Here is an 11,511-nt window from a genome sequence, read left to right as displayed (position 1 = left end):
ACAAAATTATTAATTATTCATTATTAGAATGTATGTAATCGATTATTGATTCAACTCTCAATCCAAATTTATTAAGTTCAATACCATCTAAAGATTTATCATCTACCATAGCATTGTCTAATGAAGTTTCTAAATATTCTCTCTCTTCATCAGACGAAATATTTATACTAGTTATATCTGAATTAATAATAGGTTTTAATTCTTCAAATGTTTCAGGAAATTCTTTTTTAATAAATTCTAAATCACCCCTTTGAAAATGTACTTTCCTCATTCGAATCACCCCTTTATTTATTTGGTACGATCGTGACGATACTACCATCTTTATTAACAACGGCATAAGATGTTGGACCAATAAATTTCTTGATGCCTTTTTTAGAACTTTAATATTATTATTTTGCAAATTATTAGTAATATCATCAACTGATACGCCAATCCGTTTATTATCGTTATAACTTTTATCATGCATGACACCAAAGGTACGTGCAATCGTGTGATTAGAATAGTCTGTAATGCCTGTTCCATCACTTGCTGTCATACCTACAATCTTATTGTCTAATTAACTTACCCGACTAATAAAATCTTTGTATGTAATGACAGGTTCCATAATACCTTTTTCACGAGCCGAAACATATGCCCTCACGACTCTAGAATCATTCTTATTATATGACAATTTGCGGTATTCATCTAAATTCTTAGGTAATCCTGCCTTACCAAATTTATCAGATAAATCATCTGATTTTGCTTGTCTTTGAGCATTATTCAATTGAATCTTATTTTCCATCAGACTTACTTAGTGTAGTGGCATTCTTCTCGCGGCTGTAATCAAGATAAAGAAAATCATGTTTATCCACTAAACTGCGAATCTTAGAACGATAGTTACCCATCATCGATTTGTAGTGAGCTCCTCTGATTTGATCTCCAGATTTCTTTGCATATTCAAATAACTTTTTATCATGTTTAACATTGCGTTCCAAAGCACATTGTTTCTGCTTTATATCACCATTTTTGATATCCTGTTCAGTATCTGGTGATTAAAATGATTAATACTAACTTCTAATGGACGGATAAGAGTGATGACAATTGATACCTGGTGTGCCTGCAGGCTCACCATATCCATGATTATAAATTGAATCATAGACTAAGGATAGAAAAAATAAGAGACTGAAATTTTAAAAAATTCAGTCTCTATTTTGATGTAACAAAAATATTCTTGCGGTCAATTTTTGAGTCCCTAATTGCCTTGCCAGCACTCTCCTCATTGCCGTATGCCAATGCAGTATCAATGTGACGGTATCCTTCGTTCAAAGCATTAGTCACAGCGTTATATGTCGTCTGACCTTCAGGAACTTGCCAAGTACCAAATCCAACCTTGGGAATTTTGATACCATTACTCAACGTAAATGTATCTGTTAGTGTACTCATAAATGCACTCCCTCTTATAATTTTTATCAACAATTTAATACTACAGTTCAAGCAATAATACATAAGGAATTATCACTTGAGTTGTCTATTCGGCTAAAGATAGAATAAAATAATTATAAACTTGGAGGTGTAACTATTATGAGAAAAGTTATTTTTTATGGAGCCATCAGTTTGGATGGTTACCTGGCTGACAAAGATTACTCACTAGATTGGTTATTCAAATATAATGATCAAAAAATAATGGAAGAAAGTTATCAACCGTTTTTTAAACAGGTCGATACGATCATTATGGGCAGACAGACTTATGACGACTTAATGCAAATGTCAGAGGAATTCCCTTATCCTAATACTGAAGTATTTGTACTTTCTCATCGAGAAATTAATTCTGAATATGTTAAACAAACCGACAAAACAATTGCTGAATTAGTCAAAGAATTAAAAGAAACAACTGGCAAAGATATTTGGATCGTGGGTGGCGGTCAACTTGTTTCATCCCTTATTGAGCAAAACTTAATTGATACTTTGCAGATACAAATAACGCCCGACTTATTAGGGTCAGGCGTTAAATTATTTCAACATATGAATCACACATCAAATTTTAAGACTATTTTTGCCAAACAATATGGCGAATTAATCGACGTCAAATATCAATTAAAACGCCCCACCGCCTGATCCACCACCAAATCCACCGGAGCTTCCTCCTGAAAATCCACCCGAACCACCTGATGCGCTGGAATTAGCGGAATGACTAGATGAAAATGCTCCTGAAAAGGCATGATCAAGATTCATACTATTGCTCATTCTGCCAATTCCCCAGTAGTAATACATCATGCCTGGATTGGCTTCGAAAGCTTCTGTACCAAATTTTAATTTTAGAGCTTTAACTACTTTTTTAGAAATACCAAAGGCAACGGCGTACGGAAGTATTTGTTCCCATAAAATCAAATCTCCGACTTCAGCAAGATTTAGGTCATCCACATCTTCAAACATTCGTCTGAAGGCCTGCAATTCATTGGCTATTTGTTCACCATCTTCCGTATAATAACTTATTTGTCTTCTTATGAGTAAATACCCTGCCCAGGTTATTAAAATCGTTATAACAGAGATTATAGACATTAACATTATCCAACCTTTGACAAATAATACAGATAATATAACTGTAACTACCATCAACACCGACACGAATACTGCTGAACCTAACAACCGAGAGATAGTATTCTTGTTATTAATATCAATATATTGACTACTATGTCGAGCAGCTCGTTTCTTCCAGTTTTCAAATTTATTGTATAATTTGCCCTTTTTATCCCTCTTAGCAAATGTATTGATTTCTTTGATGGTAACACTAGTTCCATCACCGATAGTTTCAATCATAAATTTAATTAGTTCATCCTGGGGAACATTAAGAGCCGTGATCCTAAAGGTTTTATCCTCTTTTTCAATTTTTAAATTATGCTTGTTGACCTCAACCAAAACATCTCCAGTGAACCCCTGGCTATTGCCACTGTTAGCCTTATCCAGAATAATATTTGCCATGCTAGGAGCCACATTCGGCGCATCAAACCAATGATGTAGTGGCGTTGGCATGGAATGTTTATTGATAGGATACTTTACTAATTGATAATAGTTTAAAGCAAAAATTATTATCACTAAGAAAATAATCATCATGACAATTAACTTGGTCAAACGACTTGGCATTTGTCTCTTATAGTTAGCCTCTTCAGCTAGCTTTTTTTCTTGTACCAGAATTCTATCTTTAGCATTTTTGTCAACTGTATTTGAGTTCAATGATGTCACAGTAGTTGGAAAAATAATATGACTCTCAACAGAATCACCTGCGTCGACCGTATCAGCAGTTAGAATGACTTTTCCATTGTTTTTATCGACTTTATTAAAGCCATTCAAATTTCCGTGCGCCCAAGCACGTAATGATTTAATGTTATTTGCTGGCAAATTGATAGTTATTTTGACATTATGCAAATCGTGATCCCAACCACCACCGATAATTTTCCAATTCAATTCAGCAATATCACGATAGTTAGTAATAACTCCATATAATTTGTACTTATAAACAAAAGTAATTTTTTTATTTGAAACAACATGATAAACTTTTAATTTCATGTTGTCCGCTGTCTTGTCGACAGAAAAGGTATCGTTAGATTCAGACGTTGATTGCTGAATATCAGTTATACTATCTCCATCATGAACCGTAATTTCTGGATCTCCAACCCCTTTAATTCCTTTGAGAGCCTGGTTGTAATAAACGCCATGAAAGCCCCCAGAAAAATCATAAGTTACATTTTGTGTCATTAAAGCATTACCATTCTGATCCACATCAATATTAACTGTGTAATTCGTAATATCATAGTCACCATCAGCTTTGACATTGGTTTGTAATAGTCCAATAGATAAGACGGATATCATAGTTAGCCAAATACTTAAAATAATTTTTTTCATACAAACCCCCTTATTAAAAAAAATCCGCTACAAGATTTGTAGCGGATTCCAATTTAAAGCAATCTTTGTAACCACGACTTATTTAAGAATTCCTTCCAATAAGTTGAGGACTGTTGCAATAATGCATCATTCGATAAGACGTATTTACGATAAGGAACATGATTAGGCAACTGTGCTTGGCCAGATAGGAATCGTTCATCCTGTACTCTAACCATATTAGCATGATAATTAGCAGCCATCTTATAACCAACATTGACTGCACAAAGCGCTAAGACGACAGCCAAAATGGTTTTGAGGTGCTTAATTGCTGGCTTACTAAAGTAACTAGCAGCTCTTAATACATACAGCATCGTTGCGACATATAGAAAAACGTATGCTGTAAAAAATTCACGTGAATTGATTGGTGAAATAATAATAATAAATGGTGATATCAGTGCAAAATACGTGAATAAGCTGAAATACAAAATATAATTCTTTTTAGGCTTGAACAGATATATTGTGCAAAAAATCAAGAATAACCAGTACACAATCGTCATTACACCATCTATCAACGTAATTTTAGTACTCAAATTACGATACATAAAGAACTGATCATAGTTGTGACGACCCAGCCAAAAGTTAATAACTAAATAGTAAACAATAAAGAATATTGAAACAAGATTAATCCCCCACTTCATCTTTCCTGTATGTTTCAACTTATTAGTAGCAATAATGATAATTGCTAGCAATAATGCAATGTTCACAATCAAGTTCAGCGTGTTAAACCAATAATGAGTTATATAAAAATAATTGTTTATAATTCCATGAATATCAAAATTAGTATCACGATACGTTGATTTCTCATGATAAGCTGGATGACTAAACATAATCGCTGCTGAAACAATTGCTCCCAACAAGTAACTACCTTCAAACCACTCAAACTTAGCATGATAAACATATCTACCGATCAGAATAGCAACAACACCAATAAATATTTGATAAAGAGTCAGATGTTCCACGAATAATCCGCCTATAAGACTCATAAAGAACGCACACACCGCTAAAATGATTGGATTGTATATTTTATTACCATCATATAAATCCTTGATAAACGTCAAAAATAGCAACATTAAAGCCAATGGTGGAATATAGTTTACAAAACCCGCATTCCAAGCTAGGACTGTACTAATATATCCATCTTGAAATGTAAAAATAAATAATCCACTCAGTATCAATGCCAGCTTAGACTTACCAGTCAGCTTCCAAATACACCAGATCAATAACGTCCAGAAGACTGCATATGCCAGCATAGCAATCAATAAATGATGGACAGTAAAAATCTCTGAAATGTTACCGATCCAGCGACCATTGCTACTACCACCGTAAATTTTTTGTGGTCCATAAAAACCATGATTCATTAAATATTTACCTTGAGCTCCACCCCAGAAAAAATCATCACCTGAAGGTATTACTAAGAATCTAAAAATAAAGAAATAAATAAAAACTATCAAGAAAAATAATTTTTCCCAACCCTTACTGATTTTACTTTGCATAAGGTTCCTCCAAAATCAAAATACCTCTTACAGTATAACCTATGCACTTGATTATTTGCAGAAACAAAAAAGGCAACTTAACAATAAGTTAAGCCACCTCATAATATAAATATTAATCTGTCCAAATTTCTTTTGCACGGTTAAATGCTGACCAAGCCTTAGGCCATCCAGCATAGAATGATAAGTGCGTGATTTCAGCCACAATCTCTTCCTTTGTAATACCATTCTTCTTACCAATTCTTAAATGAGCATCTAATTGTTCCAAATTTCCAGCAGAAATGATACTTGCAATAGTAATCATTGATCTGTCATGTGCTGATAGTTCATTTTCCTTGCTCCATACTTGACCAAATAAAACATCATCATTTAATTTAGCAAATTGTGGTGCGAAATCTCCAAGTTGTTCTTGTCCTGCAGTTTGTTTTTTCATATTATACAGTTTCCTCCAATTAGTTTATATTTCCTAACACAGAATATTAAAGCACTTGAAGTTAACTTTAAGTCAATAGTTATCGACATTTATTTTTTAATACATGAAAAACGTTATTAATGTGTTATACTTAAGTGTACTTACGGATTGGTCCCGTAAATACAACTATGTAATACCGAGTCGTCTGTTCTCAGCAGGCGGCTTTTTTATTTGCTTGAAAATAAATCTGATTGTTCGATTGTTACTGGTTAAAGGTGCCCAATAAGTGCTTAAAATATCTTTTTACGACATTTGAAGGACAAACCAAAAAGTCAGAACACTGATATATCAGTGTTCTGACTTTTATAATTTCGACTATTTAAGAGTTATACTCTTGTAATACCGGTGATCGGGGTAAACCATCGTTGGTGCTGTATGGCTAAGGCCGTTCGATGTGCCAAAAGTGTGCCATTTTAGAAGCTCACATATAATAGGAAAAAACACGTCACACTTTTTAAATAAATTTATTGCACAGGAATCTTATGATTTCTGTGTTTTTTTATTATCCAATTCTAAATCATCTAAATCTGAAAGGAAATCAAAATACATATTCTTTTGAGCCATAACAGTAAACATTTCAGCAGCTGCCATATGAACTGGTATATCACCATTCTTTTGTTTCTTAGATATTCTAGAACACTCAGTATCAGCAGCGTCATATAGATCTTGATACTTCTTTTTAAGTTGTTTTATATTCATAAGATTACCTCTTTAAATTTATATTCAACTATATACAAATACTGATAAAACAGCATTTATATTGATATTTTCCTTGACTATACACTGTTACCAGTGTATTATAATAAGTGTAGAGAGGAGATGGCAAGAGTGAAAGGCAAGCACCAAAAAAGCCATGATGAAAATAAGTTGTTAGTCAAATTAGGATTAATTGCAGTAATCCTGGAAATCATAGACCACATACTTGATATTACATCAAGGCTCAAGTAATGACACTAAGGTAAGAGGCAAAGCCTCTTGCTTTGTGTATCCAAATTATAACATGCCTTTACTCTGATATTATGAAATTTACTACTAAGAGGATACTTCAAATATTATTGATCATTCTTATAATAATTACATCCATTTCCATAATATTAAAATTATGGAATTTAATTTAGGAGGAAAATTATGACAGAAAAGTTAACTGAAGCACGTATCAAAGCCAACAAAAAATGGGACGAGAATAATAAGGTTCGTCTGGGATATTTGAGACACAAGGCTAGAGCTAAAAGCTTTATTTCTAAGGATCCTAAACCAGACGCTACAAATTATGATGAATACCTTAATGACTTAATTGAAATACAAGAAATGGTTAATAAAAGAATAGATGAACTTAAAGATTAAACGACGTTAAATCATAATCTTACTAAAAATAAGCTAATTCCTAAAAAAAAAATAATACCCTTAATGTCATGTTTACCAGTACTTACACCCGTTTGCTCTGAGTTTCACATAAAGCTATGTATATATCATTCACGTATGAAAATGTATAATATATTTATTGTTTGAAGCAATGGTAAATTGGACTATAAGGGGTGATTATTATTGAATAATAAATCATCATTATCGGAAAGGATTACCATAAGCGTACACGATACTCTACAGCTCTTGATTCAATTTGGTGAATTAATCATCAATCTAATTGGATTAGCTGTAGCAATCAACGGTCTAGATTCAAAAAAATAGTGATTTAACTCTGCCAAGTTAAACCACCACAATAAATAAAAATAAGCTATCATTGTTCAAACAACTAATTACAAAAGAGAAACGTTACAGTCGTTTCTCTTTTTTTGTACAACAAAAGTATAACATCATACGCAACTATTTGCACAATTAATAACAAAAAACTATTAGTAATATTTACATCTATATGTGTCATTATTTACCGGTATATCAGTGATTTGACAATATAGTTTTTCTTATGTTGCCACCACTTCTACAAATTAATTTAGCAAATAATAACAATTATTTGTAAAATAAAAAAGATCAACACCAAATAAATGATGTTGATCTTTTTTGCCTTCAGAATGGAAAACCACTGTTTTTTATAGATATTGAGTAAGATAAGAAATAGAAGGCCTAATTAATATACCAACTAGAGCAAAAATTTGATACTAGCAATTTAGCATATTTGAATATTTAAATATCATTAACCATTAAAACCTGATCCCTGAGCATATTGAATAGGAACATACATATCGGTAGCAACCTTGTAACACAATCCAATGTTAGGAACATTGGTCAACTTATCTGAAGTCTTCCACTCACTACCACCTTTGAACGTTTGATTAGAATCTTTGATAACTTGTCCTTTTGAGTTATAAGCATTAACACCATAATCAGATCGATAGTTGATGACTAGCTTATCCTTGAAGGTCGTACTTGCCTGTGGAATCAACGTGTCAACGCCAATTACGTAGTAAGGTCGGTCATTCACAGCGATGATACTTGCTGAAATCCAATCCGACCCAGAAATGACATTTGTTCCAATATTGGCCATTCCTCTACTATTAAATGTTGCATATGCTTTATAGTCATTTCCCTTAACTGAAACAACATTACTAATTGATGCACGTGGATCAACTTGTGCTGTTTGATCAGCAGTATAGAAATTCGTATAGAGTTGAGATACATCAAAATTCCCATAGCTACCCTGGAATTGATAGGTACTTCCCCACTGCCAACCATTATTAGCAGAATACCAATTCTTACCTGCAGCATTATAAGGATAACTTGCTACCCAACCAGTTCCATCTTTAACATGAAACTTATTGTTGATCCAGGAACCCATCGTATAGACATCACTACGATATCCATATTTAGCAATTTGATTCATAAATGCAGCATTATTAGCATCCATCTGACTTCTTGTGATTCCTTCTTGTGATCCATCTTCAACGTCAGCTACCAATACCGCACCTACCGGCAATCCATCTTGTTTAGCCAAGGTACCAGCATAGTCAGCTTCCGCAATGGCTTGAGCCTCAGTCTTATATTTAGCGTAGTGATATCCATTAATATACAATCCTGCTGCTTGAGCAGTTGAGATGTTATTAGCTGCCGTATAGTCGTGATAATAAGTACCCTCACTGATTTTAGTTACAACAGATTTAACACCGTAATTGTTGCGCATATCAACAAAGTTCGATGCAGTCATATACCCATTGTGATTAGATACATCAACCATATCGGTATTAGCTGCATCAACTTGATTACCGAAAAAAAATAAGCCTGCCAGCAGCAGACTTACAATATAAACTAATTTACGTTTCATTACTTATCCTCCGTATCCTCTTTCTTAGACGTGTCATAAACAAGCCCTAACGCACCGCCAATTGATAAAATCGTATTAACAATTGCCATGATTTGATTCAATTGCTCGCCAGTGATCTCCCAACCAAACAAATGTCCAACCTGTTGAGCTAGTACACCAATCAACGAAACAATTGATACCCACCAAACCGTTGAGTGAACATCTAATGATAATTTTTTATTCATATTTATCTCCCTTATTAAATAGTGTATGGACCTTCTCTTGCAATGAAATAATATCTTCATCATGCTCATGGATCTTAGTGTCAAGCTCTTCAAGATGTCCCCTAAATTCATCATGCTCAAATTTAGAATCAGACTTGAAATCCTTGATTTCATCAGATAATCGATTCATAGAATCTGATAATGGCTTGATTACTAATCTATTAAATACCCATACCAGTGCTGTCCCTATTGCCACAATAATCGAAATAGCACTAGCAGCATCTTCGATTGTATGAATTATTAAAAAATGTGGTGGCATAATTCACCCTCTTTCTATGCATAAAAAAAGCTAGTCTCTCGACTAGCTAGCAACGTAATCTTCTCCAGTGATCTCTTTGTAATCATCTTTTGAAATAACAATAGGAACATAGCCTACGATATCTTCTGCTTTAAGTGTTCCCCAACCTATTTCCATCTTTAATAAATTAACCATTATTCTGCCTCCGTAGTTTTAGTTGATGTTGCTAATTGTAATTGCATTGCTGCAAATTGCTTAGTTAATTCAGTCATTCCGTTCTTTAGATCAGCTTTATCTTGAGCATCAGCTAATTGTGCTTGAGTCAGGGCTGTAACACCTGATTGGACTTCTTTGACTGACTTAGATGTTGCTAAATTTTGCATAGTTAACGCTGTGAAATTTTGTTGCGATTCCTCTGCTGGCGTCATATTTGTTGCTGAATGAACCAGAATATTATCCGAATCTCTAACTGTCCACAAATACATATTATCGATAGAAAAGGCTGGATCACTTTCAACTAGTGTCCAGCCATCATATTTGGATTGTGCTTCCGCAGCATTTTCATTGGTATTATTGATACCAATGATGCTTCGATTGTCATCTAATTCTAATGAAATTTTCATATCCTACCTCCTAATTTTTATATTTTATATGGTGTAACTTTGTCAACCTTAGCAATATATTCAAATAAATTACCCAAAGTATCAATTGTGAACCTTGAACAATAGACATTTATAGATTTATCCATAATCTTTACATAAAACTGTCCGTTCTTCTTTCCCTTTTGCGGATATGAATGCCCTCTATCAGTCCAACCACCAGAATTTTCCTTATCCCACCATTCGACTGTTGAACCTGTTTTCCATTGATTGAATGGGACATTTATTGTATTTCCAATAACTAATTGCTCTTTTGGAATTCTAAAAGAAGGGACAACGTCAAAATATGTTCTGAGTGCCCGATTATTATCTCCAAGTTGATACATATAATCATCAAAAAATACTTCTAATCCATCCATTGAATTTTCATAATATTCCGATACTCCGGACAATGGAATATCATCATTAGACAATCCCGTAAAAAAGTTAATTGATGATGGTAATTGTGCAATCGCATTTTGAGTTGAAAAGGTTGTAATCAAATCGGAAACAACATCATAGTTAGCACCAGTTGCACCAGATTCTGCACCATCATTGTCATATCCTGTAACACTAGTTATGTCGATAGTCTTATCATCATTATATTTAATATGCAATTCTGGTGCTTTGACATTAACACCACTCAAATTCTCGCCAATACCATTCAACGGAACAACTAACTCTTGATGAGTTGCTAAATCAGATGCATGAATGTAAATCGGATAGCATGATGTAGTAGTGAAATATCCGTCTTTAGCAACATTGTTAACGTCATAATTCAATTTAACCTCTGACGTAGCGCCTTTAACTCCAGCAGTCATGACCGTTTTTAACAAATGGACAAGGATAAAAGCACCATCGCCTCCTGAATTAAATTTAGCTCCGACATCCTTCAACAATGTAACGTTAGTAGTCTTAGTCGGATCAGACTTGCCTTGCCACAATAATTCTCTCTCTGTGATTTCACCATCGGCCAAACTACCTGCGTAATAATCAGCACCAGCTGACGGATGGTCAGGATTGTCGCCACCGCCTGTGTCTCCGCCACCATTACCAATTCCATCAACAATCTTTTGAATATTAATCAAATTCGATTTCCCTTCAGGTTTAGCAACTTGAACTTCATTGTTCTTATCGGTCCATGTCAAACCTTGTGCAGCTCGAATTGCAATTCTAGCTACTTTTGTTAACCAGTTTTCTGCCATATTTATCTACCTC

Annotated in this window: 16 protein-coding genes and 1 pseudogene; 3 read left to right on the top strand and 14 right to left on the bottom strand. The window is 33.9% G+C overall.

All coding sequences use genetic code 11. The features are described from left to right. Positions 1-13 precede the first annotated feature (13 nt). The 4 genes and pseudogenes from EKM68_RS08705 to EKM68_RS08690 all read right to left on the bottom strand — a co-directional run. The gene (locus EKM68_RS08705) at positions 14-535 is read right to left on the bottom strand and encodes a hypothetical protein (protein ID WP_125589820.1); all 522 of its coding nucleotides are present in this window, start codon (positions 533-535) and stop codon (positions 14-16) included. A 21-nt stretch (positions 536-556) separates the two neighbouring features. Next, positions 557-781: a hypothetical protein gene (locus tag EKM68_RS08700; protein WP_125589818.1), complete on the bottom strand. Its 225-nt coding sequence runs from the start codon at positions 779-781 to the stop codon at positions 557-559. Further along, the gene (locus EKM68_RS08695) at positions 771-974 is read right to left on the bottom strand and encodes a hypothetical protein (RefSeq protein WP_125589816.1); all 204 of its coding nucleotides are present in this window, start codon (positions 972-974) and stop codon (positions 771-773) included. Before EKM68_RS08695 ends, EKM68_RS08700 begins: the two co-directional genes overlap by 11 nt. 214 nt (positions 975-1,188) lie before the next feature. Next, positions 1,189-1,422 (bottom strand): annotated as a pseudogene (locus EKM68_RS08690) (aldo/keto reductase); the annotation flags it as partial. A gap of 138 nt (positions 1,423-1,560) precedes the next feature. Between EKM68_RS08690 and EKM68_RS08685 the strand changes: the two are divergent. After that, positions 1,561-2,094, top strand: coding sequence for a dihydrofolate reductase family protein (locus EKM68_RS08685; protein WP_125589812.1), 534 nt, complete (start codon positions 1,561-1,563; stop codon positions 2,092-2,094). On the opposite strand, the gene EKM68_RS08680 is transcribed toward EKM68_RS08685, so the two are convergent. The 4 genes from EKM68_RS08680 to EKM68_RS08665 all read right to left on the bottom strand — a co-directional run bounded on the left by EKM68_RS08680 (position 2,074) and on the right by EKM68_RS08665 (position 6,579). Continuing rightward, positions 2,074-3,879: a DUF2207 domain-containing protein gene (locus EKM68_RS08680; RefSeq protein WP_125589810.1), complete on the bottom strand. Its 1,806-nt coding sequence runs from the start codon at positions 3,877-3,879 to the stop codon at positions 2,074-2,076. The genes EKM68_RS08685 and EKM68_RS08680 overlap by 21 nt on opposite strands. A gap of 53 nt (positions 3,880-3,932) precedes the next feature. Then, positions 3,933-5,411, bottom strand: a complete 1,479-nt coding sequence (locus EKM68_RS08675) for a DUF6056 family protein (protein ID WP_125589808.1) — start codon at positions 5,409-5,411, stop codon at positions 3,933-3,935. Positions 5,412-5,523: 112 nt separating this feature from the next. After that, a complete protein-coding gene (locus tag EKM68_RS08670; RefSeq protein ID WP_125589805.1) occupies positions 5,524-5,841 on the bottom strand; it encodes a carboxymuconolactone decarboxylase family protein in 318 nt (105 codons plus the stop codon). Positions 5,842-6,360: 519 nt separating this feature from the next. Further along, positions 6,361-6,579 (bottom strand): hypothetical protein, encoded by a 219-nt coding sequence (locus EKM68_RS08665; protein WP_125589803.1) that lies wholly within the window; start codon positions 6,577-6,579, stop codon positions 6,361-6,363. Between the two features lie 429 nt (positions 6,580-7,008). On the opposite strand from EKM68_RS08665, the gene EKM68_RS08660 reads away from it, so the two are divergent. Both EKM68_RS08660 and EKM68_RS13860 read left to right on the top strand, forming a co-directional pair. Beyond that, positions 7,009-7,224: a hypothetical protein gene (locus tag EKM68_RS08660; protein WP_125589801.1), complete on the top strand. Its 216-nt coding sequence runs from the start codon at positions 7,009-7,011 to the stop codon at positions 7,222-7,224. 201 nt (positions 7,225-7,425) lie between these two features. After that, positions 7,426-7,566 carry a putative holin-like toxin gene (locus tag EKM68_RS13860; RefSeq protein WP_225422987.1) on the top strand — a complete coding sequence of 47 codons (141 nt, stop codon included), beginning with the start codon at positions 7,426-7,428 and terminating at the stop codon, positions 7,564-7,566. Positions 7,567-8,029: 463 nt separating this feature from the next. Here EKM68_RS13860 and EKM68_RS08655 read toward each other — a convergent pair whose 3' ends face one another. From EKM68_RS08655 to EKM68_RS08635, 6 genes are read right to left on the bottom strand one after another with little or no spacing between them, the layout of a single operon-like run. After that, positions 8,030-9,154, bottom strand: a complete 1,125-nt coding sequence (locus tag EKM68_RS08655; protein WP_125589800.1) for a GH25 family lysozyme — start codon at positions 9,152-9,154, stop codon at positions 8,030-8,032. After that, a complete protein-coding gene (locus EKM68_RS13585; protein WP_164509403.1) occupies positions 9,154-9,378 on the bottom strand; it encodes a phage holin in 225 nt (74 codons plus the stop codon). Before EKM68_RS13585 ends, EKM68_RS08655 begins: the two co-directional genes overlap by 1 nt. Beyond that, positions 9,371-9,676 carry a hypothetical protein gene (locus tag EKM68_RS13580; protein ID WP_164509402.1) on the bottom strand — a complete coding sequence of 102 codons (306 nt, stop codon included), beginning with the start codon at positions 9,674-9,676 and terminating at the stop codon, positions 9,371-9,373. Before EKM68_RS13580 ends, EKM68_RS13585 begins: the two co-directional genes overlap by 8 nt. 42 nt (positions 9,677-9,718) lie before the next feature. Further along, positions 9,719-9,850, bottom strand: a complete 132-nt coding sequence (locus EKM68_RS08645) for an XkdX family protein (protein ID WP_125589796.1) — start codon at positions 9,848-9,850, stop codon at positions 9,719-9,721. Beyond that, a complete protein-coding gene (locus tag EKM68_RS08640; protein ID WP_125589794.1) occupies positions 9,850-10,278 on the bottom strand; it encodes a hypothetical protein in 429 nt (142 codons plus the stop codon). The genes EKM68_RS08645 and EKM68_RS08640 overlap by 1 nt, the downstream gene beginning before the upstream one ends. 17 nt (positions 10,279-10,295) lie before the next feature. Beyond that, complete coding sequence (locus EKM68_RS08635; RefSeq protein WP_125589792.1) at positions 10,296-11,498, bottom strand: hypothetical protein; 1,203 nt, start codon at positions 11,496-11,498, stop codon at positions 10,296-10,298. Between the last annotated feature and the right edge of the window lie 13 nt (positions 11,499-11,511).

Source organism: Companilactobacillus jidongensis, assembly GCF_003946575.1.
Taxonomy (GTDB): Bacteria; Bacillota; Bacilli; order Lactobacillales; family Lactobacillaceae; genus Companilactobacillus; species Companilactobacillus jidongensis.
Note: the sequence above shows the minus strand (reverse complement) of the source record. Positions and strands in the feature narration are given on the sequence as shown.